Source organism: Xanthomonas sp. NCPPB 3005, assembly GCF_041228095.2.
GTDB classification, from domain to species: domain Bacteria; phylum Pseudomonadota; class Gammaproteobacteria; order Xanthomonadales; family Xanthomonadaceae; genus Xanthomonas_A; species Xanthomonas_A bonasiae.
The window spans coordinates 804130-828328 of record NZ_CP166096.2 but is presented as its reverse complement, the minus strand read 5'-3'; the positions used below and the strand labels follow the sequence as shown (position 1 = coordinate 828328).

Genomic DNA, 24199 nt, shown 5'->3' with positions numbered 1-24199 from the left:
CGCGCAATGCGGTGTCGCTGTCGCATTCGGCCAGCGCCGCCACTTGCCGGTGATCAGAAGCCGCCGAACAGGCGAGGCCATGGCCGTACGCACGATCGCCGCATTTTCTGCGGACATTGAACGCCGTCATCGCCGCATCGGCACAAGCAGGCTCCGATTTGCGTCGCTTTTGGGAAGACTTCATGCGTCCGCCCAGCGGCCGTTGCTTGACTCCCAGACCTGGGCCTGCAATAAATGACCCGCTGGTCATTTACATCGAGGAAGCATGCCATGGCCGAAGTACTGATCGTGGGCGCCGGCCCTACCGGACTCACCCTGGCGTTGTGGCTGACCCGGCAGGGGGTGGGCGTGCGCCTCATCGACAAGAGCGCCGGCCCGGGCGAGACCTCGCGTGCCATGGCAGTGCAGGCGCGCACCCTCGAGCTGTACCGCCAGGTGGGCATTGCGGACGCGGTCGTCGCCGCCGGCCATCGCACCCCGGCGATGAACCTGTGGGCGCGCGGCAAGCGCCGCGCGCGGATCGCACTGCAGGATTCCGCGGCGGGCATCTCGCCCTACCCGTTCGTGCTGGTGTACCCGCAGGACCAGCACGAGCGCCTGCTGATCGCCCAGCTCCAGTCGCTGGGCGTCGCCGTCGAGCGCAATACCGAACTGCTCTCCTTCGAGGACCACGGCGATCGCGTCGCCGCCCGCCTGCGCCTGCCCGACGGCAGCGAGCAGGCCGCGGAGGTGCGCTATCTGGCGGCCTGCGACGGCGCACGCTCGCCGGCGCGTCATCAACTCGGCATCGGTTTCGAAGGCGGCACCTACAGGCAGGTGTTCTATGTCGCCGACGTGGAACTCGGCGGCCTGCAGTCGATGGACGAAGCGCATATCGCACTCGGCGACGGCGATTTCATCCTCGTGCTGGCCTACAGCAAGACCGGGCACTACCGGCTGATCGGCACCGTGCGCGACGAGCGCGCCGACCGGGCGGAGAGCCTGACCTTCGGCGACGTCAGCCAGGATGCCATCCGCAACCTCGGCGTGCGCATCGACCAGGTCAACTGGTTCTCGACCTATCGCGTGCACCATCGCGTCGCCGACAGCTTCCGCCACGGCCGTGTGTTCCTGCTCGGCGATGCCGCGCACGTCCACAGCCCGGTCGGCGGCCAGGGCATGAACACCGGCATCCTCGATGCCATCAACCTGTCCTGGAAACTCGCCGACGTGCTCAAGGGCCGCGCGTCCGACGCCGTGCTCGACAGCTACGCCGCCGAACGGCAGGCGTTCGCGCGCAGCCTGGTCAATACCACCGACCGCGCCTTCAGCCTGGTCACCGCCGAAGGCAGCGTCGCCGGTTTCGTCAGGACCTACGTCGCCCCGACCCTGGCCAGCCTGGCCTACCGGCTGCGCAACGTCAGCGAGCTGATGTTCCGCACCGTGTCGCAGACGATGCTGCACTATCGCGACGGCCCGTTGAGCGCCGGCAGGGCCGGCGCCGTCGAAGGCGGCGATCGCCTGCCGTGGGTGAAGACCGCCGACGCCGACAACTACGCGCCCTTGCCGCAGATCGGCTGGCAGCTGCACGTCTACGGCAGCGCGCCGCCCGAGCTGGATGCATGGTGCAACGCTCGCGACATCGTCCTGCGCGTCTTCGCATGGCAGCCCGAACATCACGCTGCCGGCTTCGCGCAGGACGCGGCCTATCTGCTGCGCCCCGACGGCTATGTCGCCTTCGCCGCGGCCGATGCATCACTCACGGCGCTGGATGCGTATCGTGTGTCCCACGGATACAGCCTGCACTAGCATCGAGACCGCATGACGCAACCGACGACACCCAAATGGAAACGCCGCAAGGACGACCGCCCTGCGGAGATCCTGAGCGCCGCGCTCGACGCCTTCGCCGAGAACGGCTTTGCCGAGACCAAGCTGGCGGACGTGGCCAAGCGCGCGGGCGTGGCGAAAGGCACGCTGTACCTGTATTTCGACAACAAGCAGGACCTGTTCGCCGCGGTCGTGCGCCATGGACTGCTGACCAACCTCGCCCCGATCGAGGCCGCCGCCGCCACCTTCGAAGGCGGGCTCGCCGAACTCACCACCCTGCTGCTGACGCGCGCCGCCGAGCGCATGGGCGACCAACGCCTGCCCGCGATCGTGCGCATGGTGATCGGCGAGAGCCGCGCGTTTCCGGAACTCGCCCGCATCTGGCACGCCGAAGCCATCGACCGGGTGATGTCCACCGTCGCCGGCATCATCGAAAAAGCCCAGGCGCGCGGCGCGGCCCCCGCCGGCGATCCCAAGCTCTACGTGCTGTCGATCATGGGGCCGATGATGATGGCGATGCTGTTCCACCAGGTCTTCGGCAGCGACAGCGCGCACGCGCCGGATCTCGGCGCGCTGGCCGAACAGCATGGGCGGTTGCTGTTGCACGGAATCGAGCCGAGAGCCGGTGTCGGATAAGCCGAAGTCGGGCTTCCCGCCCCCTTCCTCGCCGCTCTGCCTGCGCCATCACCCCCCTTCGCACCGATCACCTTTCCGATGAAAAACCCCTACTACAGCGGCCCCGTCAGCGACCACTTCGACGGGGTGCGCTTCTTCAATCCAGGCCAGCCGACCATCGACAACTCGTTGGCAAACGTGCTGCGCTGGAAAGCCGCCATGGGCGCGGTGCGCTGGCCCGCGCAGGTAGCGGTGACGCCCACCGTTCCTGCGCAGCGGAGCGATCGCATCCGCGTCACCATGGTCGGCCATGCCACGCTGCTGATCCAGATGGGCGGCATCAACCTGCTCACCGACCCGGTCTGGTCGCAACGCGCAAGCCCTTCGCAGATCGCGGGCCCCAAGCGGGTCACGGCACCGGGCGTGAAGTTCTCTGACCTGCCGCCGATCGATGCGGTCCTGCTGAGCCACAACCACTACGATCACTTCGACATCGCGACCTTGCGCAAGCTGCATCGAGCGCATCGCCCGCTGTTCGTGATGCCGCTGGGCAACGACCTCCTGCTGCGCAACAGCGTTCCCGATGCACGGATCGCAACCGGCGACTGGCACGATCGGCTGCCGATCGGCGACACCGCGGCAGTGACCCTCACCCGCGCCAACCACTGGTCGAGCCGCGGCGTGCGCGACCGCAGGATGGCGCTGTGGTGCGGCTTCTTCATCCAGACCGCGCGCGGTTCCGTCTGGTTCGCCGGCGATACCGGCTACGGCGATGGCGCCATCTTTCGCGAGATCCGCGCCAGGCACGGCGCACCCGATGTGGCCTTGATCCCCATCGGCGCCTACGCGCCGCGCTGGTTCATGGCGCCCCAGCACATCGACCCCGCCGAAGCCGTGCGCATCTTCCAGGACACCGGCGCCCGCCATGCCTTGGGCATTCACTGGGGAACTTTCCAACTCACCGACGAAGGCCGCGAGGAGCCGCGCGAAGCGCTGTCGGACGCGCTACGCCTGGAAGGCGTTGCCGCTGCCAGCTTCGTCGCCGCCGAGCCCGGGCAGGTCTTCGGCTTCGACGATCCTGCGGCGTAGCGCTCAGTTCCTGCTGTTCCCCGTCAATCGACCCGGCAAAGCGGCTTCTCGCCGGGCCGCAACGTCAGCACCCGCACGCCGCTGCGCGTCACCGCCACCGTGTGCTCGAACTGCGCCGACAGCTTGCCGTCGCGCGTATGCACCGGCCATTGGTCCGGCAGTGCGCGGATCGCTGCGCGGCCTTGGTTGAGCATCGGTTCGATGGTGAACACCATGCCTTCCTGCAGCTCCAACCCGGTGCCGGCGTGGCCGTAGTGCAGGATCTGCGGATCTTCGTGCATCTCGCGGCCGATGCCGTGCCCGCAGTATTCCTTCACCACGCTGTAGCCGTGCTCGCGCGCATGGCGGGCGATGGCGTGGCCGATGTCGCCCAGGCGCGCGCCGGGGCGCACCGCGGCGATGCCCTTCCACATCGCCTGGTAGGTCGCCTGCACCAGCCGCCGCGCCGGATAGGCGACCTCGCCGACCAGGTAGGTGGTGCTGGAATCGGCGATGTAGCCGTTCTTTTCGAGCGTGATGTCCAGATTGACGATCTGGCCGCTGCGCAACACGTCGTCGGCCGAGGGCACGCCGTGGCAGACCACGTCGTCGATCGAAGCGTTGAGCACGAACGGGAATCCGTACTGGCCCTTGCTGGCCGGCCGCGCGTGCAGTTCTTCCACGATCATCCGTTCGACGAAGTCGTTGAGTTCCAGCGTGCTGCGGCCTTCCAGCGGCAGCTGGTCCAGCGCATGGAACACCTGCGCCAGCAGTCGGCCGGACTCGGCCATCAGCGCGAGTTCGTCCGGCCGCTTGATCACGCTCGGCCCGATTTCAACGCCTGCGGTTGCACCCCGGCCGCACGCAACTCGCGCGCCACCAGGTCCTGGAACGACAGCTCCGGATGCATCTCGCACAGCATGCCGATCCTGATCCAGAAGGTGGCCTGCGCATTGATCGAGCGGCTGGTCACCGTACAGGCGCGGCGCAGTTGGTCGTGCAGTTCGTCGTCGATGTTGACGATGCCCATGGGGGCTCCTGTGTCCGGGATACATGAATCATATACGATTCGTATATCGCGAACAATACACGCCTCGCGCGCGACTGCCGCGCTCATCCCCGGCACGAGGGCGGCGGCAACGGATGCGCAGGACGCCGCTCCTTCTGCATTTCGTAGCGCTGGACGGGATACGCCGAAGGTGCGTCACAGACGCGCAGACCAGCCGCAAAAGCGGGGAACAGCGTCCGTCTCGATGTGGCGCACAGGCGCGCGTACGCACGCCCGACGGTTGCGTTCCTGCCGCCTCAGATCGGCGGCCGCCGGCGTGGCCCGCGCCAGGCGCCGCATCGTGCGCAGACTCGCTCCGCCCGCCTGCAGGTGGGCGGAGCGAGTCTGCGCTCGGTCAGAAGCTCACCCGCCAGACGCTGTTGCCGACGTCATCGGCAATCAGCAGCGCGCCGTCCTTGTCCTGCGCCAGGCCGACCGGGGCGCCGAACAGCTGCGACTGGTCCTGCGAGTGGAAGCCGCTGACCACGGTCTGCGGCGGACCGGCCGGCCGACCCTGCTGGAACGGCACGTAGACCACCTGGTAGCCGCTGAGCGGCGAGCGGTTCCAGCTGCCGTGCTCGGCCACGAACGCGCCTTCGCGGTACTTCGCGGGCAGCGTCTCGCCGCGGGAAAACCACAGGCCCAGCGCGGCCACATGCGAGCCCAGCGCGTAGTCCGGCTTGATCGCCTTGGCCACCAGGTCCGGCCGTTGATCCTTGACCCGCACATCCACGTTCTGCCCGTAATAGCTGTACGGCCAGCCGTAGAATCCGCCGTCCTGCACCGAGGTCAGGTAGTCGGGCACCAGGTCGGCACCGATCTCGTCGCGCTCGTTGGCGATCGCCCACAGCGCGCCGGTGTGCGGCTCCCACTGCAGTCCGGTCGGATTGCGGATGCCGGAGGCGAAGATGCGGCTGCTGGCCGAGGCGACATCCACTTCCAGTACCGCCGCGCGGCGGTACTCCACGTCCAGCCCGTTCTCGCCGATGTTGCTGTTGGAGCCCACGCCGACGTACAGCTTGCGGCCGTCGGGGCTGGCCAGCAGCGCCTTGGTCCAGTGGTGCTCGATCGTGCCGGGGAGATCGGCGAACAGCGTGCCGGCCGCGGTGATCTCGGTCTGGCCGGCGACGTAGGGAAACTTCATGATGCTGTCGGTGTTGGCGACGTACAGCGCATCGCCGATCAGCTGCACGCCGAACGGCGAGTGCAGCCCCTTCAGGAACGCATGCTGCTCCCACTTGCCGTCCGCGGTCCTGCGCAGCAGGGTGATGCGGTTGCCGCCCTTGGCGCTCTTGCCGGAGCGGCTCTGGATCAGGCTGGCGATCAGCTGCTTGGGCGTGGTGACCGGCTCCATGCCCGGCGAGTTGGCCTCCACCACCAGCACGTCGCCGTTGGGCAGCACGTACAGCTGGCGCGGATGCTTCAGGCCGCCGGCGATCTTCTCGATCTTCAGGCCCGCCGCCACCGTGGGCGCCTGCCCCTCCTTCCAGCCCACACCCTCGGGAACCCGCATCGGCGGCAGCAGGAAGTTGCGGGCTTCCGGCAACCGCGGCGCGTTGCCCGCCTGCTGGGTCGGTTCGAGCGTGGCCTTGCCGCTGCAGGCGGCCAGGGCCATTGCGCAGCTCAGGGCGAAGGCGGACGTGCAGAGGCGCTTAGCCATGGACGTAGCCCTCGCGTGGCGTCGTGCGGATGGCGATGAGCACATACCCGATCGCCAGCAGCGCGACCGTGGCGATCGAGAGCCAGAGACCCGCGGGGACCACCGCATACGCATCGCGGCTGTGCACGAAGGCATTGAAGATGGCGGCGACGATGGCGAGCAGGTTCAACCAGAAGTCGAGCCGTTCCCCCGGCAGCGCGGAACGTCGCGCGGTGATCCAGACCTGGGTCAGATTGATCAGGCGCGGCACGATGGCGATGACCAGGCCGATCGCGATCAGCCAGGCCGCCGCCTTGGTCCACAGGATCACGCCGCTGCGGGCATAAACGATGTCGAAGATCAGCGCGGCGACGAAGCAGCCGAACGGGATGGGGTTGAGCAGGCCGTAGAGGGCGTTGGCCACCACGGAACGGCGCGCTGCAGTCTGCAGATGCATGAGACGGCTCTCGACGAAGGGAGGAATGGGGCGAATCGCCCGCTCACCACGAAGCCGCGGAACGCTCCGCGGTGGTGGTGCGATCCACTATCTGCCCGTCTCTGTCTAGAGGGTGTCGCGATGGAACGGCGTGCTCGGTCGTGTCGTCCGGACTCGCCGCTTCGGCCGCACCCGCGACCGCAGCGCTACGCGAGCGCGGCAACGATCGGCGCTCCGCTGCTCTCGCGCACCGACAGGCTCACCGGCGCGATCGTCCTGCGCGGCGCGGCGCGGTCGTCCAGTTGCGCGAGCACCAGCTGCGCCGCTTGCCGGCCGCGCGCGCGCGGCTGCGCGGCGAGGGTGGTCAGCGCCGGCGTGCTCACCGCGGCTTCGGGAATGTCGTCGAAGCCGGTGACGGCGAAGTCCTGGCCGGGCCGGATGCCGCGCGCCAGCAGGCCCAGCATCAGGCCCAGCGCGACCGTGTCGTTGTAGCAGACCGCCGCCGTCGGTGGCGCCGCGACGGCGAACAGCTCGCCGTGGCGCGCGGCCGCTTCCAGGCGGTTGGGCGCCGACTCGATCAGCCAGGCCGGGTCGACCGGCAATCCGGCGTTGCGCATCGCCTGCGCGTGGCCGGCGCGACGCTGGCGGCACGAACTGGACGCGGCATGGCCACCGTAGAAGGCGATGCGATGGTGGCCGAGTGCGATCAGGTGCTCGGTCGCCAGTTGCGCGCCGCGCTGGTTGTCCAGGCCGAGGAAGCCCCAGTCGTCGGCGCCGGCGAGTTCGCGGTTGAACAGCAGCACGTTCGCGCGCGCGTCCAGCACCGTGTGCAGCTCGGCGGCATCGCTGCCCTCGGCCGGCGACAGGATCACGCCCGCCGGCGTGTGCTCCATCAGCGAGCCCAGCACCGCCTGCTGCCGCGCGGGCGACTCGCCGGTGCTGCCGAGCAGGGTCACGTAGCCCTGCTCGCCCAGCGCCTCGTCCACGCCGGCCGCGAACTCGGCGAAGAACGGATTGGCCAGGTCGTTGATGACCAGCGCCACGCTGGTCGAGGTGCGCCGGCGCAGATTGGCCGCGCCACGGTTGTAGACGTAGCGCTGCCGCTTCAGCTCCGCTTCCACCCGCGCGCGCGTGTCGGCGTGGACCAGCGGGCTGCCGCGCAGCACCAGCGACACGGTCGCGCGCGAGACGCCGACCGCATCGGCGATGTCGGTGACGGTCACCACACGCTGGCGGTCGCGTGCCGCGGCGGCCGGCGCGGCCTTCCCCACGACATCCACCGCGTCCGGCGCCGGTGCCGGCGTGGGCAGGACGGCCTTGGACGCGCGTATGGATGCGGCACGGGGCGGACGCTTCTGGCGCATCGGATCGATCCCCTTCTGACGAGACGCGCAGCGTAAACCATCGGCTGCGCGTCGCTGCCGGTGTCGTGTGTGGACTCAGCGCAAGGTCATGCCCGCCGCAGCGGATTCGGCGGCACAGGGCGACAGCGGCAGGTCCTGCGGGCGCGTGCCCCAGCCCTGCGGCTGCGGCGCCTCGCTCAGCTCGAAGCGCAAGCGGCCGCCCTGGCGCAGCTGTGCCCAGTCCAGCCAGACCGGCGCCTGCGTGCGTCCGTCCAGGGTCACGCCGCGGATATAGCGCAGCGCGCCGTCGCCGGCCTGCGGCGCGTCGATGCGCAGCGTGCGGCCCGGCCCCACGTCCAGCTCGATACGCGAGAAGCGCGGCGCATGCAGCAGGAACTGCCCGGTGCCGGGTACCGCCGGATACAGGCCCATGGCGCTGAACAAGTACCACGCCGACATCGTGCCCAGGTCGTCGTTGCCGGTGACGCCGTTCGGCGCATTGGTGAACAGCGTCTGCGCCGCATGCAGCACGGTGCTGGTCTTCCATGGCTGGCCGATCAGCGTGTACATCCACGGCGCGTGCAGATCGGGTTCGTTGTTGGGGTTGTAGCGGAACTGGCTGTAGTAGCTGTACGGCCCCACCACCCATTCCTTGCGCGCGGCGCCGGCCGGATCGGCCAGCAGCGCGTCGTAGGCGAAGAACGCGTCCAGGCGCCGCGCGGCCTGCTCCGGTCCGTGCATCGCTTGTACCAGGCCCGGCACGTCCTGCTGCGCCAGCCACTGGTACTGCCAGGCCGTGCCCTCATGGAAGCCGTGCTGCGAGCGCGGGTCGTAATGGCCATCCGACGGCGTGTACCACGCACCGTCCTCGGTGCGCGGCCGCGGGAAGCCGCTGAAGCCGGTCTGCGCATCGCGCACCGTCGGGTCCCACAGCGTGCGCCAGTTGCGCCCGCGGCGATTCAGCACCGCGGCGTCCTCGGCGTGACCCAGCGCGCCGGCCATCGTCGACAGCGCGCAGTCGGCCAGCGCGTACTCCAGCGTCGCCGAGCCGCCGTGGTGCGGATCGACATCCATGCCTTTGGACGGGAATGCGCGGTCGTACTGCACGAAGCCGTGCGCCAGGTAATTGGCATTGCCGGACCGGCCGGCATGCCGCGAGTTCAACGGCGGCATCTCGAACGCGTTGCGGCGCAGCGCGGCGTAGGCCTCGGCCTCGCGCCCCTGCAGCGCGCCGAAGCGCCACAGGTCGACCAGGAACGGCGTGACCGGATCGCCGGTCATGACGTTGCTCTCGAAGTTGGCATAGCCCCAGCGCGGCAGCCAGCCCCCCTGCTCATCGATCGCCAGGAGCGAGCGTGCGATGTCGGCGACCCGCTGCGGCCGCAGCAGGGCCAGCAACTGGTTCTGCGAGCGGTAGGTATCCCACAGCGAAAAATACTCGTGGTAGGTCCAGCCGTCGGCGCGGTGGATGAGGTCGTCGTAGCCGCGGTAACGGCCATCGGCATCGCTGCCGGTCAGCGGCTGCAGCAGCGCGTGATACAGCGCCGTGTAGAACACCACGCGGTCGTCGCCGCTGCCGCCGTGCACGCGCACGCTGGCAAGCTCCTTGTCCCACGTCCGCTGCGCGCGGGCGCGCATCGCATCGAAGCCGAGCAGGCGGCCATCGGCCATGCCGTCGCTGCGCAGGTTGTTGCGCGCGCCCTCGGCATCGACGTGCGAGATCGCCGAGATGGCGGTGACCGCGCGGTCCTTGCCCAGGTCGAAGGTCAGCCAGGCACCGCTCGGCTTGCCCTCGCCTTCCATGACATGGCGCGACCCCGGCACGCCGCCGGCCTCGCCCCAGGTGCCGAAGGCCTTGAACGGACGATCGAACTCCAGGCGGAACCAGGTCGTGTACTGGTGGCCGCCGCAGAAGCTGTCGGTCACCAGCTTGCCTTCCACCACGCGGTCGCCGACCACGCTCAGGGTGCTGCCGGTGACGACATGGCGGGCGTTGGCCTGGCCGATGTTGACCAGCACATGGCCCTCGCCCGAGGTCGCAAAGGTGTAGCGCTCGGCCGCCGCCCGGGTCAGCGCGGTGGCTTCGGCATCGATGCCGCCGTAATCGGTCAACCGTACCTTGTAGTAGCCGGCCTGGCCACGCTCGCCATCGTGCTGGTAGCGCGCACCGTAGCGTGCGTGGTCGAACGCCTTCGGATCGGCCGTATCGAACTCGCCGCCCGGGCCGATGCGCCCGGTCACCGGCAGCACCGAGACCTGCCCGCCCTGTTCCCAACAGCCGGCACCGGAGAGGAAGGAATGGCCGAAGCCGCGGATCTGCGGATCGTCGTAGCGCCAGCCGGCGTAGTGCGCGCCGATCGGGCTGACCTGGATCATCCCGAACGGTGCGGACGCGCCAGGAAAGGTGTTGCCGTCGTCCTTGCTGCCGATGAAGGTGTTGACCTCGGCGCTGGGCCGTGGCGCGGCCGCCAGCGCCGGCGCAGTCAGCAACAAGGACAGGGCGAGCGTGTGGAGCAGGGAGGGCAGCGGGGGAAGCGTCATGCGGTGTGGTCCTGTGGTGAGCGACCGCCCCGCGCGACGGGAACGGTCGTGGCCTGCAACGAAAAACGGCGTCCGGCCCGCGCGGCCTCCCGCCGAACGGGAGTGCCGCATGGGCCCGGATACCGGGGGCGCGCCTAGAACTTGTAGGTCAGCCCCAGATACGCCAGCCGGCCGGCGTAGCCGCTGGTATAGAAACGATCGCGGGTGTCATCGCCCAGGTGCTGGCGCGTCTCCTGCTTGGTCAGGTTCAGCACCGACGCGGAGAGGCTGAGCGCCGGCGTGATGTTGTAGGCCGCGTTCAGATCGATCTGGTAGTACGGCTCCTCGTAGATGTTCAGCCCGTTGACCAGGCCCTGCACCAGTTCGCCGCGACGGTTGTACGAGGCGCGCAGCAGCAGGCGGTCGGTCTCGTAGAACACGGTGAGGTTGGTCTGGTTCTTGGCGCTGCCGGGCATGGAGGTCTTGCCGACCTCGGTCCCGTCCTCCAGCCGCACCGCCGCCTTGCTGGCATCGTTGTAGGTGTAGTTGAACTGCACGCCGAGGCCGGATGCCAGCGTGTGCTGCGCGTACAGCTCCACGCCTTGCGAGACCGCATCCTGGCCGCCGGCCTGGGTGCTGTAGTTCTGCACGGTGACCATCTGCCCGTCGACCATCATGCTCACGTCGCTGATCACGCCGACCGCGAAGTTCTCGACGTTCTTGCGGAACAGCCCCACACCCGCCACCGAGCCCGGCTGGAAGTACCACTCCAGCCCCAGGTCGAACTGGTTGGCCTTGTACGGCTCCAGGTTCTTGTTGCTGCCCGAGCCGTACCAGCCCTGCTCGCTGGCGCCGCCGGTCAGGCGCCGGTCGGCCACGTACTCGGGGCTGTAGTACTCCAGGCTGCCGGGCGCGGCGATGTCGGTATAGCTGGGCCGTGCGATCACCTTCGACGCCGCCGCGCGCAACAGCAGGTTCTCGGTCAGGTCGTAGGCCAGGTTGAAGCTCGGCAGCACGTCGGTGTAGTTGCGGTCCAGGCCGCTGATGACGAACGACTCGTTGCGTTGCTCGCTGTCCGACAACCGCCAGTAGCCTTCGGTACCGCAGTAGGTGTCGGCCGGAGCACCGGTGGGCATGGCGGCGCCCTGCTGGCAGGCCAGCGGGTTGCCGTCCGCGCCGTCGAAGAAGTAATCGTTGTAGGCGGTCACCTTGTCGGTGGAATCGGCGTGCTGGCCGGTGCGCGCCACCCGCACGCCCACGTTGCCGCGCAGGCGCTCGGTGTGGAAGTTGAGTTGCAGATAGGTGGAATAGATCTTCTCGTCGACGTTGTAGACGAAGTTGTCTTCGCTGCGGGTCTGCATCGCGCCGTAGGTGTTGTTCAAGTAGCCGATGTAGCCCGGGAAGTTGATCGCCGGAAACGCACTGGCCTTCACCCCGCCGGGGAAGTTGTCCATCGCATACAGCAGGTCCGGCGAGAACTGCGTGGCGATCGCGTTGCAGCGCCCGTTCCAGTAGCGGTTGTCGTAGTCGCCCGGGTCGGTGCCCGGACACACCCAGTAGTTGTTGCCGGTGTTGCGGTGGATGCCGCCGTCGCGGCGCTTGAGGCCGAACTGCAGCGAATCGAAGACCTCGCCGTCGATATGCCAGGTGGTGTCGATCTGCGCGTACTTCTGCTGGTTGGTGTTGCGGGTCCAGGACGAGCCGGTCGAACCCAGATCGACCTGCAGGATCCCGTCGCGCAGGTTCTGCATCAGTTCCGGCGAGAACGTCATGGTCGGGGTGCCGGTCAGGTCCCAGGCGCTGGCGAAGTTGCCGTTGGTCCAGCTGCCGTCGGGGTTCTGCAGGCGCGGCTTGATCGGCAGGGAGAACTGCAGCTCCGGCCCGCCCTTGGCCCAGGTGCGGCCGGCCTTGAAGGACACGTCCACGCTCTCGCCGCGCCATTCGCCGCCCAGGTCCACCGTCTGCGACAGCGATTTTTCGATGTTGTAGCTGCCGGTGATCTGCGGCGTCGGCACGGTGCAGTCGTCCGAGCCCCAGCCGCCCGGCGGCAGGCCGGCCGCCGCGGCCTGGGCTTCGCTGCAGTAGTACGCCTTGCCCGGATGCAGGCTGTAGTCGGCGCCGGTGACGATGGTGCCGCTGGGATCGAGGTGCAGCCCGTCGAGCAGGCGGCCGCCGCGCCAGTTGCCGTCGCCGTAGTAGCGCGCGATGTTCCACTCGGGAATCTTGACGGTGTTGGTCTGCGAGTTCTGCGAGAGATCGAAGCGGAAGTAGTTCGCGGTCAGGGTCAGGTCGTCGGTCGGCTTGAACTGGAAGGTCAGCTGGCCGCCCTTGCGCTCGCGCTCCTCCTGCTTGACGTCCAGGCTGACCGCGGTCGGCATCATGAAGCCGGTGCGGTAATTGCCGTTCTGGTCCCAGAAGCCGGTACCGCCCCACCAGTTGGAGTTGAACGCCGACGGATTGCCGTTCACGTCCACGGCCGGGCCGACTTCGTCGCGGCCGTACCACTGCCAGTCCTCGGTGCTGGCGTCCAGGGTGCGCGCCGTGCGCTTCTGCTGCGTGTAGCCGACGAACACGCCGAAGCGGTTGTCCTTGTCGTGCCACGAGTACGAACCGGAGAACTGGCCGTCGGTCTTCTTGCTGGTATCGGACCAGGTGCCCTCGACCGAGACGAAGCCGGAATGGGGTTCCAGCTCCAGCGGCCGCCGCGTCTGCAGGATCACCGTGCCGCCGATGCCGCCTTCGTCGATGCGCGCTTCCGGCGTCTTGTACAACTCCGCGCTGCCCAGCAGGTTCGACGGCAGCAGCGTGTAGTTGAACGAGCGCGTCGGGTCGCCGTTGGACTCGGCGGTGGCGATGTAGTTGCCGTTCAACTCGGTCAGCACCAGTTCCGAGGACAGCCCGCGCACGCTGACGTTCTTGCCCTCGCCGCCGTCGCGGCTGATCACCACGCCGGGCACGCGCTGCAACGCATCGGCTACGTTCTTGTCGGGGAACTTGCCGACGTCCTCGGCGGTGATCACGTCCACCACGGCATTGGCGTTGCGCTTCTGTTCCAGGCTTTTCTCGATCGCGTAGCGGTAGCCGGTGACCGTGACCGCGTCCAGGTCCTTGGCCTGCAGTTCGGCCTGGCCCGAGGGCGCCGGCGTGCTGTCGGCCTGCTGAGCGAAGGCGGTGGTGGAGGCGGCGCTCGCGCACAAGGCGATGGCGATCCCCACAGACAAGGTGCTGCGGAGGCGTACGTGTGACATGCGGTTCATTTCAATCATCCTCTCCCAAAGATTGATCGGCTGCGGCGACGACGGGTTTCAATCGATCCAAAGACCGAGCGGAACGTGCGCGCGTCGCGGCAGGAAAACATCCGGCGTCACTGCGGCGAGCCGGCCTTGCGTTTCTTTCCTCCTGTCCTGCACAAACCGGATTGGATCGTCCCAATCACTTAAAAAATCAGATACCTCGGTACTTCGCGGCGAACCTGTTGTCGCGCCACCGGTCTAGCGGATTGCGTTCTCCTGCAGCGGGCGACGGACGTCGCACGCGCTGCGCTGTCGCCACTTCATGGCACGGCCTGCCGGGCCACCGGCTGCAACAGTTCGATCTCGGCCAGCGCCACGCCCTCGCCCGCCTCCAGGCGCAAGCGGTACGCAGCGTAGGCGCCGGGGTGGGCGATGCGGAACGGCCGCAATTGCCGCGCCCAGGCGAACGCCTGCGCGCCCCGCTGGTCCAGCATGGTCCAGGCGCCGTCGCCGTTGCGCCCTTCCAGCGTCCAGGCCAGGCCGGACAATGCGCTGTCGGCGTTGGTCAGCGTGTAGTGCGTGGCGCGCATCGGTGTCGCCAAGCGCAGGTCGACGCTGGCGCCGGCCGGCAGCGACAGCGCCGTCGTCGCGTCGTCGTCGATCAATGCGGCGGCCTTGGATTGTCCATTCAACGACACTGCCACGGCCTGCGACGCCACGTCCTGCAGGCCGCGCGGCGCGCTGCCGGGCGGGGTCAGCGACGGCGGCAGCGCAGCGGCGACGCTGCCCCAGCGCGACGGCGTCTCGCCCATCACGAACTCCAGCGTGGCGCCGTCGGCGATGTCCCGATGGCGCAGCCAGGCCTTGGTCCACGGCTTGCCGTTGAGCGTGAGCGATTGCACGTACACGTTGCGCGCACTGTTGTTGCGTGCGATCACCACCAGCTTGCGGCCGTTGCCGAGATCGACCTCCGCCCGTGGGAACGCGGGCGAGCCGATCACATACTCCGGCGCGCCCATGCGCAGCGGATACAACCCGAGCATCGCGAACAGGTACCACGCCGACATCTCGCCGTTGTCCTCGTCGCCGGGATAGCCCTGGCCGATCTCGCTGCCCAGGTACAGCCGGCGCAGTACCTCGCGGGTGATGCGTTGCGTCTTCCACGGCTGCCCCGCCGCCACGTACATCCACGGAATGTGGTGCGACGGCTGGTTGCTGTGCGCGTACATGCCCATGCGCACGTCGCGCGCCTCGGTCATCTCGTGGATGACGCCGCCGTAGCTGCCGGCGAACTGCGGGTCCGCCGTCTCCGGCGTGGCGAAGAAATCGTCCAGCCGCCTCGCCAGTGCATCCTCGCCGCCGAGCAGCCCAGCCAGGCCGGCGGCGTCGTGCGGGGTGGTGAAGGCGAAGGTCCAGGCATTGGCCTCGGTGTAGTCGCCGCCCCACACGCGCGGATCGAAGCCCGACGCCGGCACGCCCCACTGGCCGGCGGGCGTGCGCCCGCGGAAGAAGCGCGTCGCGGGATCGAACAGCGCCACGTAGTCGGTGGCACGCGCCTGAAAATACTCGGCTTCTTCGCGATAGCGCTGCGCTTGCTGCGGATCCTGTTCCTCGGCAGCCAGCGCCTGCGCCATCTGCGCCAGACCGAAATCGTTGAGCGCGCCCTCCAATGTCCACGACAGGCCTTCGTGCACATCGTTGGCGGCGTAGCCACGGTACATCGAGCGGGCCAGCCCCTTGCGGCCGACGTTCGCCACCGGCGGCACCACCGTGGCATTGCGCAGCGCCGCGGCATAGGCGGCGTGCGCGTCGAAACCGTGCACACCCTTCAGCCAGGCGTCGGCGAAGGCCACGTCCGAGCTGGTGCCGACCATCAGGTCCGCGTAGCCGGGCGAGGACCAGCGCGCCACCCAGCCGCCATCGCGGTACTGCTGCAGGAAGCCGTCGATCATCGCCCCGGCCTGCTCCGGGGCGAACAGCGCGTAGGCCGGCCAACTGGTGCGGAAGGTGTCCCAGAAGCCGTTGTTGACGTAGATCTTGCCCGGCGCCACCGGCGCGGAGCTGCGCTCGGCGTCGCCGCCGGCGCTGTCCTTGGACCACGTGTTCTGGTCGGCATGCCGCCAATCCGGATGCGCCGCATCGCCGACGTTCTCGTGGGCGATGTTCGGATACAGGAACAGGCGGTACAGATTGGAGTACAGCGTGACCCGCTGGTCGTGGCTGGCGCCCTGCACCTGCACCCGTCCCAGCACCGCGTCCCACGCGTCCTGCGCGCGCCCCCGCACCACGTCGAACCCGGCGTCGCCGATCTCCTGCTGCAGGTTGCGCTGCGCCTGCTCCACCGAGATCAGCGAGGTGGCGATGCGCATCACCACTTCGCGCTCGGCGCCCGGCGCGAACTTCACGTAGCCGGTCGGGCGCCCCGTGGCGATCTTGCCGCTGGCGATCCACGGACGGTCGAAGCGCGCATACACGAACAGGCGCGTGGCGCCGTTGGACAGCCCGCTGCGCGTGTCGGAGTAGCCGCGCAGCGTCTGCGTCGCCGCGTCCAGGGTCAGGCCGCCGCGCGCATCGACGTTGTCGAACAGCAGATTGGCGTCGCCACCGCGCGGAAAGCGGAAGCGGAAGATCGCCGCCCGCTCGCTCGGCGCCAGTTCGGCGCGGATACCGTTGTCGAAGTCCACCCGGTACAGATGCGGGCGCGCCTCTTCGTGGTCGTGACCGAACGACAACGCGCGCTTGCCGCGGTCCGCCTCCGGCACTCCGCGCGTGGACGAGGGCATCACCTGGAAGGTCTGCCGATCGCCCATCCATGGACTGGGTTCGTGGCTGATCGACAGCGCCTGCAGTCGCGGCCGGTTGTCCTCGCCGTTCTGCTCGTTCCAGCGGTACAGCCAGCCGAGCGAACCGGCATCGGTCGCCGGCACCCAGAAATTGAAGCCATGCGGCATCGCGGTGGCGGGAATGTTGTTGCCGCGCGAGAACGTGCCGTTGGACTGCGTCCCGCGCGTGGTCACCACCTCGTCGCTCGGCCGTCGCGCCGCCTGCGGCGCTGCCTCGCGGCGCAGCGCGACATCGTCGATCCAGCCCGACGCCAGCTTGCCGGCGCCAGGCTGCACCTGCAGCTCGATGGCGCGGATGCGCCTGCCGCGCAGGGCCGCCACCTCGCCCAGCCGCACCTGCTTGAGCGCCCACTGCTGCGGATACAGCGTTTGCGACGCCGCCTGCCCCTGTGCGCTGACCAGCGCACCGTGCTGATCCTCCACGCCCAGCTCCGACAACCGGCGCCCATCGTCGAACAGCAGATCCACCGCCACACCGGTCGAGGCCACCGTGTCGCCGTCCACGATTTCCGGCAGCACCATCCACGACAGCACCGTGTCCGGCTCCACCGCAACATCGACCGCGAACAGCGACGCCCGCCCGGCCGCAGCGGCGCGATAACGCAACGCGTGCAACCCGGTGTAGCCCATGCCGGCCTTGGCCGCGTAGGGATGCGCGGGGCCGTTGCCGACAGCGATCTGCACGCCCTGCTGGCCGGGCTGCGCAGCCGGCGCCGGCGCGGGTTCGCCGCGCTCGAACGAGGAGGCGAAGCCGCTGTCGTGCGCGCACGCCGCGCCGGTGCCTGCCAGCAGCAACGCCGCCGCAACGACGGACGCCAGCCACCGGCGCGAAGCATCAGGCAGGTGCGCGAAGCGCGGGCGGAACGTCATGGCAGGCTCCCAGGAAGTGTCGGTCGGTGGCACCCGCGGCGCGCATGGGCAGCGCGCAATCGCAGTGACAACGGCGCGCGATGCGAGAACGCAACGTGGACCGGATCGACCCGATGGACCGCGCGCAACGTCGGCGCCGACGCATCGCCGCGGCCGCAGGTGCATGCGGATCCGTCAGCGACCATCAGCAGACGCGTGGCACGCGATCCCCCACTCGCCGTCTTCCCCAGGATGCAATGCATCGACGGCTTTGGATCGATCCAACGCGGGTAGATGTAACACGCCCGTTTCGGGGTTGCATGCTGCTGCGCAACAGCCATGGCCTCATCCGTGGCCCAACGCCACGTCCAACGCGCGTCGACGCGCCGCACTCTCGCGCAGGTCGCGACACGTCCTCGCGTTCGCTACGCCGCCATCCCTTCGAGCACCGCGGCCGCCGCGCGGGATGGCGTCGGCAACGCGCGACGAAGCGTCCTGCGGCAGGTGGCGCGCACCTCGGTGATCGCGTCCGGTATGCGCGCCAGATGCGCTTCGCACGCACAGCATGCCGATCCCGATCCAGAAGCCGGCCTGCGCATCGAGCGAGCGGCTGCGCAGCGTGCAGGTGCGGCGCAGTGGGCCGTGCCGCGCGTCGTCGATGTCGACGATGCGCATGCGGACCGCCGGAACATGCGTACACGTGACTCATTTACGTTTCACGTGCCAGCTAACGACCGCCCTTGGCGAAAACGCGTCGTCCCTCAAACGTTCGCTCCAACCGCGGGCGGTGAGTTGACGCCAACGCGCCCACGGCGGCCATGCGCCTGGCGGCATGCGTGCCCGTCGTACTTCCGTGGTGGTTCAGCCCGGGGCTCCGCTGCCGATAACCGCCAGGGGAGTTGAGAGACGCGCCGCGAGGGGGCGGCGGGCATGACCAAAGGCAAGCGCCGCAGAAACCTGGCCCAGCGCGTGGCGCTCTACCTGTTCGTCACCGCCGCGTGGGCGGTGCTGGCCGGGTCGGAGTACTCGTCGCTGCGCGACGCCAGGAACACGGCGTTGCAGACCGCACGGACCAATGCGCTGAACCTGGCCAGCTCCCTCGCCCAGCACACCAGCGATTCGTTCGCCATCGCCGAGACGGTGCTGACAGGCGTCGTCGCCGGCGTCGAGAGCGGCCTTCTGGCGCCGGACGCCCTGCGCGACTCCATGCGCGAAGAGGTCGACCGCTCCGACCGCGTGCATGTCATCGTCGTCTACGACGCGCACGGGCACCCGGTGAATTCCTCGCTCCCTGCAGGCGCGAAGCACCGCAACGGTTCCGAACCGGCCTACTTCGCACACCATCGGCACCACGGCGACCGCCTGGCGCTGCTGAGCGGGCCGATCCGCAGCCCGGCCGATGGCGCCTGGATCGTCCCGCTGACCCGACGCATCGACAAGCCCGACGGCTCCTTCGCCGGCATCGTGCTGGTCGGCATCCCGATCGACTATTTCGCCCGCTTCCACCGCCTGTTCGACATCGGACACGACGGATCGATCGCGATCGTCGGCGACGACGGCACTGTCGTCTCCCGCTCCCCCGGAGACATCGGCCGAAGCGGCGGCAGCATCGCCGGCACGCCCTTCCATCGGACCATGCAGGCAGTGCGCCGCGGCTCCATCGCCGCCGTATCGCCCATCGACGGAGTGGAGCGGATCTCCGGATTCGCCCCTGTCCAGCGCTATCCGTTCTGGGTGCTGATCGGCGTGTCCACCGACGAAGTGCTTGCGCCCTGGCGCGCGGTGGCCGTGCGGCGCTCGTGCATCGCGGTGATCGCGTGCGCGCTGTTCGTCGGCCTCGGCCTCTGGCTGGACCAGCAACTGCGGCGCATGCAGGCCAGCGAGACCAAGCTGAGCACGGAAGCCTGGAGCGACACGCTCACCGGCATCTACAACCGACGCGGCTTCGACTACAAGTTGCGCGGCGCGCTGCAGCAGAGCGAAGCCCTGCACTCCAGTATTTCGCTGCTGATGATCGACGTGGACCACTTCAAGCTCTACAACGACACCTACGGACACGTGAACGGCGACGCCTGCCTGCGGCACGTGGGACAGGCGCTGGCCGCCTGCGCGCAGCGGCCGCACGACATCGCCGCCCGCTACGGCGGCGAGGAATTCGCGGTGATCCTGCCGTTCACCGACGCCGCGGGCGCGCAGACGCTGGCGCAGCAGGTACGCACCGCGGTGCGCGACCTGGACCTGCCGCATGCGTCCAGCCCGACCGACGCGCGGGTGACGGTAAGCATCGGCGTGGCAAGCGTGCACATGGAGGATCAGCGCTGGACCGCCGCGGAACTGGTCGGCATGGCCGACGCCGCGCTGTACCGGGCGAAACAGGCGGGCAGAGACCGATTTTCCATGTAGCGGACAAAAAAAACCCCGCCGAAGCGGGGTCTTGCCGTGCCGCTGGATCGCCTCAGACGCTGGACATCACGCCGATGCTGAAGCCGGAGACCTGGCTGATCCGTCCCCGCCACAGACAACCGTTGACCGGAAACTCGCCGCCCGTCGCCACCACCCGCGCATCGGCGAGATGGACGAAGGTGGCCGGCTTCAGCTCGCTCTGTTCGTAGATGTCGCGGTACGGCTGGAAGCGCTCCTGCAGCGGCGCGACCAGCTCGTCGGGCGCCACCTCGGTGATCGACTCGGTCAGCCGCTGCATGAACTCCTTGCCGCCGATCAGCATGCCGGAGATGGTGCTGCCGCCCACCGTCAGCGTCAGCCCGATCTGCACGCCCAGGTTCGCGATCGCCACCAGATCCTGCAGCAGGTAGTCGGGGTGATGGGCCGCAGCCAGCAACGCATCCGTATCCAGTGCCGCGGTCGATTGTTCTTCGTGTTGTGACATGTGTGTCTCTCCCTTGAGTCGCCACAGCGATCCCATGGCGCCATGAGGGTATACAGATTCGTCGGCGCGCGCAGAGACACCGGCACGTGCCGTGGCGAAATCCCTGCCACGATGCACCGGCCAACGTGCCGCGCGCACCGGCTCCCGGCACGGGGAAGGCGGCAACAGCGCCTGCCGCGCAGTCAGACGATCGCCGTCGCTCCTGCGTGGCGTCGCCACGGCGGCCAGCGCGCGCACCGCCTGCCGGGATCGCCAGCATCGATGCAGGCGGCAACGCCCCGGCCCGCGGCCTCAGTCGACCGTCATCACGATCTTGCCCTGGATGTGCCCTTGCTCGGCGCGTTCGTGCGCCTGCCGCGCCTGCGACAGCGCGAAGGTGCTGTCGATGGCCACGCGCACCGTGCCCGCCTCCAGCAGCGCCGCGAGTTCGGCGAGTTGCGCGCCGCTGGAGCGCACCTGGGTGGTGGACACCGTCACGCCCCGCGCCGCCGCTTCGGCGTGCCCGTCGAAGCCGAGCGGGAAGATCGGGAACAGCGCGCCGCCGCGCTTGAGCGTGCGCAGGAACCTGCCGGCGCCGGGGCCGCCGACGGCATCCACCACCAGGTCCACGTCGCGCAGCACCTCCTCCGGCGCGGCCTTGGTGTAGTCGACGAAGCGCTCGGCCCCCAGCGCACGCACGAAGGCCTCGTGCTTGCCGGAAGCCACCGCGATCACGCGCGCGCCTTGCCACCTGGCCAGCTGCAGCGCGAAATGGCCGACGCCGCCGGCCGCCCCATTGACCACCACCGTCTTGCCCTGCAACGGCACCGGCACATGCGGCATGGGCTGCAGCGGATTGGCCACGGCGTGGCCCTGCGCGATCAGGAACTGCCACGCCGTCAGCAACGACATCGGCGCGCCCGCGGCGTGCACGTGGTCGATCCCGGCCGGCTTGCGCGCCACCTCGGTGGCGGGCGCGGTGACGTACTGCGCATACGCCTGGCTGCCGCCGGCCAATCCGTCCGGGAAGCGCACCATCGCGTAGACCGCGTCGCCGCGCGACAGCCCGTCCACATCCTCCGCCACCGCCTCGATCACCCCCGACACGTCCGTGCCCAGGATCAGCGGGAACGCCACCGGCGGGCGCCATTCCGGAGGCAGGCGGCTGTAGCCCTCGCGCAGGTACAGGTCCGGCGGGTTCAAGCCGATGGCGTGAACCCGGATGCGTACCTCACCCTGTCGCACCACGGGCAGAGGCGCGTCCTCGTAGTGGAGCACTTCGGGGCCGCCGAAGGCCTGCTGGCGGACCGCTTTCATCATGTGCCGTGTGTCGTTGGAGCTGTGCATGGCGTATCCTGATCGGAACAGTGCTCCGAATATACGGAGCACTGCTCCACATGTAAAGGAAAGCATGCGCGCCGACGCTCAGAAAAACTACCAACGCCTGCTCGACGTGGCCCGCGAGGCCCTGGCCGAGACCGGCGCAGACGCCTCGCTGCGGGACATCGCCCGCCGCGCCGAAGTCGGCCTGGGCACCTTGTACCGCCACTTCCCTACCCGCGAAGCCCTGCTCGAGGCGCTGCTGCGCAACGACTTCGAGGACCTGGCGGCGAAGGCCGACGCTTTGCGCACGGCAGCGGCCTCGGATCAGGCATTGCTGGCCTGGCTTGAGGAGATCATCGCCTTCACCCATCGCCAGCGCGGCATCCTCGCCCCGATGATGTCCGCCATCGAAGACGCCTCCTCCGCGCTGCACGCGTCCTGCGTGCGGCTGCGCTCCGCAGGCGCCGCCCTGCTGGCGCGTGCGCAGGAGGATGGCAAGGCACGCGCCGACATGGATGGGGACGAACTGTTCGACCTGATTGCCGCGCTGGCCTGGCTGCGCGAACAGCCATCGCACGCCAAGCGCTCCGAGCGCCTGTTCGAACTCGTGACCGGCGCGATCCTTGCGCAACCCGCACCGCCTCCGACGAGGTCGCCGGCCCGGAAGCGGTAATCCACGCCGAATGCCTACTGCACGCCCTCGACGTGGTCGGAGAACGACGGTTCGCCGCGCGTGGCGCCGTGGCCACCTGCGCGCGCGTACTGCGTCGGCGGCTGTCCGACATGGCGGGCGAACGCGACGCTGAAGGTGCTCGCGGAGCTGTAGCCGACGCGCTCGGCGATCGCGGCAATGCCGAACTCGTTGCGGCGCAGCAGGTCCTTGGCCAAGGCCATGCGCCAGGCGAGCAGGTATTCCATCGGCGCCATGCCCACCGTGCGGCCGAAGCGCTCGAAGAACGCCGAGCGCGACAAGGCGGCCTCCTTCGCCAAGGCCGCCACCGTCCATGCGCGCGTGGGCTGCGCGTGCATCGCGCGGATCGCCGCGGCCAGGCGCGCATCGGCCAGCCCGCGCGCCAGGCCCGGCGACGCCGCCGTGCCCGCGGCCGAGCGCAGCGCTTCGATGAGCAGCACTTCCAGCAAACGCGAGAGCACCACCTCGCGTGCGGGGCGTGCCTCGCGCGACTCCTCGCTCACCAGGCGCACCAGCGTGGCGAGACGGTGCTCGCCGTGCACATAGACCATCTGCGGCAGCAGCGAGACCAGCAGCGCCGCATCCGGCGAGCCGAAACTGCAGTGGCCGGCCAGGATGCGCAGGTCGGTCGGGCCGTCCTGCGTGCCGATCCGGAACACGCCGTTCCCCAATGCGGTCGGCATGGTCTCGGCCACGTCCGCGTGCGGCGCAAGGCTGGACATCGTGATGCGGTAAGCCGCGGGCACCAGGACGAAATCGCCTGCCTGCAGCAGGATCGGCGCGCCGCCGTCGAGCGCCATGTGGCAGCCGCCCTCCAGCACCGCGCAGTAGAACGGCTGCCCGGCGTCGGAACGCCGGATGCGCCAGGCACCGGCACCGACCACCTGCTTGGAGAACCGGGCCATCGGCTGCAGCAGCGTCACCACCTCGGCAAGGGGATCCACCATCGCTGGACGCTCGCAAACGAATCAAGGACTCCGGATCGTAGCGAGTACGGGGACGGCAATCTATCGTGGGTTCTCGTCCACGCGCAAAGGAATCCCCTTGAAGACCGTCCTGATCACCGGCTGCTCCTCCGGCTTCGGCCTGGAAACCGCCCGCTACTTCCTCGCCCGCGATTGGCGGGTGCTCGCCACCATGCGCACCCCGCGCGACGACCTGTTTCCGCCATCGGCACAGCTGCGCGTGCTGCCGTTGGACGTCACCGACGCGCAGAGCATCGGCGCGGCCGTCGCGGCGGCCGGCCCGATCGACGTGCTGGTCAACAACGCCGGCTTCGGCGCACCGGCCCCGTTCGAATTGATGGACATGGACACCGTGCGCGCCCTGTTCGACACCAACACCTTCGGCACGATGGCGCTCACCCAGGCGGTGTTGCCGCAGATGCGCGCGCGCGGTGCCGGCGTCGTGGTGAACGTCACCTCCAGCGTCACCTACAAACCGCTGCCGCTGGTCGGCATCTACCGCGCGGCCAAGGCGGCGGTGAATGCCTTCACCGAATCGCTGGCGAGCGAAGTCGAACCGTTCGGCGTGCGCGTGCGCCTCGTGCTGCCGGGCTCCTCGGGCGAGACGCGTTTTCGCGACACCGCCCGCACCCGCCTGCGCGGCATGGACGACGCGGTCTATGGCGACTTCATGCGCCACACCATCGCGCGCATGGCCGAATCCACCGGCCCGGGCACGCGCATGCAGGACGTCGCCGAAGCGGTCTGGCGCGCGGCCACCGATCCGTCGGCGCCGCTGTATCTGCCGGCCGGGGCGGATGCGGTGCAGTGGGCGGCGGAGGCGGACTGAACTGGCGAGCGCGCCAGGCGCTTCGCCTGACACGCCTGGCCGTTCCGGCTTTTGCTCGAAGCCTGCAACGGCTTCAGGTGGCCAACGACATCGCTGGAAGCCAAGGACTTGCGGGGCGGCAGGTG

Annotated in this window: 18 protein-coding genes; 6 read left to right on the top strand and 12 right to left on the bottom strand. The window is 69.2% G+C overall.

Features of this window, described 5'->3' with window-relative positions; translation table 11 throughout:
* Positions 1–270 precede the first annotated feature (270 nt).
* From AB8810_RS03690 to AB8810_RS03680, 3 genes are all read left to right on the top strand, one after another.
* Positions 271–1788: an FAD-dependent monooxygenase gene (locus tag AB8810_RS03690; RefSeq protein WP_369915595.1), complete on the top strand. Its 1518-nt coding sequence runs from the start codon at positions 271–273 to the stop codon at positions 1786–1788.
* Between the two features lie 12 nt (positions 1789–1800).
* A complete protein-coding gene (locus AB8810_RS03685; RefSeq protein WP_179567568.1) occupies positions 1801–2442 on the top strand; it encodes a TetR/AcrR family transcriptional regulator in 642 nt (213 codons plus the stop codon).
* Between the two features lie 126 nt (positions 2443–2568).
* Positions 2569–3510 (top strand): MBL fold metallo-hydrolase, encoded by a 942-nt coding sequence (locus AB8810_RS03680; RefSeq protein WP_369915594.1) that lies wholly within the window; start codon positions 2569–2571, stop codon positions 3508–3510.
* Positions 3511–3533: 23 nt separating this feature from the next.
* On the opposite strand, the gene map is transcribed toward AB8810_RS03680, so the two are convergent.
* From map to AB8810_RS03635, 9 genes are all read right to left on the bottom strand, one after another.
* Positions 3534–4310 (bottom strand): type I methionyl aminopeptidase, encoded by a 777-nt coding sequence (map, locus tag AB8810_RS03675; RefSeq protein ID WP_369915593.1) that lies wholly within the window; start codon positions 4308–4310, stop codon positions 3534–3536.
* A complete protein-coding gene (locus tag AB8810_RS03670; protein ID WP_179567582.1) occupies positions 4307–4519 on the bottom strand; it encodes a ParD-like family protein in 213 nt (70 codons plus the stop codon). Before AB8810_RS03670 ends, map begins: the two co-directional genes overlap by 4 nt.
* 373 nt (positions 4520–4892) lie before the next feature.
* Positions 4893–6197, bottom strand: coding sequence for a sorbosone dehydrogenase family protein (locus tag AB8810_RS03665; protein ID WP_369915592.1), 1305 nt, complete (start codon positions 6195–6197; stop codon positions 4893–4895).
* Positions 6190–6633, bottom strand: a complete 444-nt coding sequence (locus AB8810_RS03660; RefSeq protein ID WP_369915591.1) for a DUF2231 domain-containing protein — start codon at positions 6631–6633, stop codon at positions 6190–6192. The genes AB8810_RS03665 and AB8810_RS03660 overlap by 8 nt, the downstream gene beginning before the upstream one ends.
* Before the next feature lie 185 nt (positions 6634–6818).
* Complete coding sequence (locus tag AB8810_RS03655; RefSeq protein ID WP_369915590.1) at positions 6819–7976, bottom strand: LacI family DNA-binding transcriptional regulator; 1158 nt, start codon at positions 7974–7976, stop codon at positions 6819–6821.
* A gap of 75 nt (positions 7977–8051) precedes the next feature.
* Entirely contained in the window at positions 8052–10496 is a 2445-nt protein-coding gene (locus AB8810_RS03650) for a GH92 family glycosyl hydrolase (RefSeq protein ID WP_369915589.1), read from the bottom strand.
* 134 nt (positions 10497–10630) lie between these two features.
* Positions 10631–13741, bottom strand: coding sequence for a TonB-dependent receptor (locus AB8810_RS03645; RefSeq protein ID WP_369915588.1), 3111 nt, complete (start codon positions 13739–13741; stop codon positions 10631–10633).
* A gap of 287 nt (positions 13742–14028) precedes the next feature.
* Positions 14029–17421 carry a GH92 family glycosyl hydrolase gene (locus AB8810_RS03640; protein ID WP_369915587.1) on the bottom strand — a complete coding sequence of 1131 codons (3393 nt, stop codon included), beginning with the start codon at positions 17419–17421 and terminating at the stop codon, positions 14029–14031.
* Positions 17422–17745: 324 nt separating this feature from the next.
* A complete protein-coding gene (locus AB8810_RS03635; protein ID WP_369915586.1) occupies positions 17746–18075 on the bottom strand; it encodes a hypothetical protein in 330 nt (109 codons plus the stop codon).
* Between the two features lie 255 nt (positions 18076–18330).
* On the opposite strand from AB8810_RS03635, the gene AB8810_RS03630 reads away from it, so the two are divergent.
* Complete coding sequence (locus AB8810_RS03630) at positions 18331–19803, top strand: diguanylate cyclase (protein WP_369915585.1); 1473 nt, start codon at positions 18331–18333, stop codon at positions 19801–19803.
* Between the two features lie 52 nt (positions 19804–19855).
* Here the strand turns inward: AB8810_RS03630 and AB8810_RS03625 are convergent, their stop codons facing one another.
* Both AB8810_RS03625 and AB8810_RS03620 read right to left on the bottom strand, forming a co-directional pair.
* Positions 19856–20287, bottom strand: coding sequence for a gas vesicle protein (locus AB8810_RS03625; RefSeq protein WP_179567592.1), 432 nt, complete (start codon positions 20285–20287; stop codon positions 19856–19858).
* A gap of 291 nt (positions 20288–20578) precedes the next feature.
* The gene (locus AB8810_RS03620) at positions 20579–21613 is read right to left on the bottom strand and encodes an NADP-dependent oxidoreductase (protein ID WP_218848158.1); all 1035 of its coding nucleotides are present in this window, start codon (positions 21611–21613) and stop codon (positions 20579–20581) included.
* Between the two features lie 64 nt (positions 21614–21677).
* Between AB8810_RS03620 and AB8810_RS03615 the strand changes: the two genes are divergently transcribed.
* The gene (locus AB8810_RS03615; RefSeq protein WP_179567594.1) at positions 21678–22262 is read left to right on the top strand and encodes a TetR/AcrR family transcriptional regulator; all 585 of its coding nucleotides are present in this window, start codon (positions 21678–21680) and stop codon (positions 22260–22262) included.
* Positions 22263–22276: 14 nt separating this feature from the next.
* On the opposite strand, the gene AB8810_RS03610 is transcribed toward AB8810_RS03615, so the two are convergent.
* Positions 22277–23227, bottom strand: a complete 951-nt coding sequence (locus AB8810_RS03610) for an AraC family transcriptional regulator (RefSeq protein ID WP_369915584.1) — start codon at positions 23225–23227, stop codon at positions 22277–22279.
* A 97-nt stretch (positions 23228–23324) separates the two neighbouring features.
* Here AB8810_RS03610 and AB8810_RS03605 point away from each other — a divergent pair, with 97 nt between their 5' ends.
* Positions 23325–24074: an SDR family oxidoreductase gene (locus AB8810_RS03605; protein WP_369915583.1), complete on the top strand. Its 750-nt coding sequence runs from the start codon at positions 23325–23327 to the stop codon at positions 24072–24074.
* Positions 24075–24199: the final 125 nt, after the last annotated feature.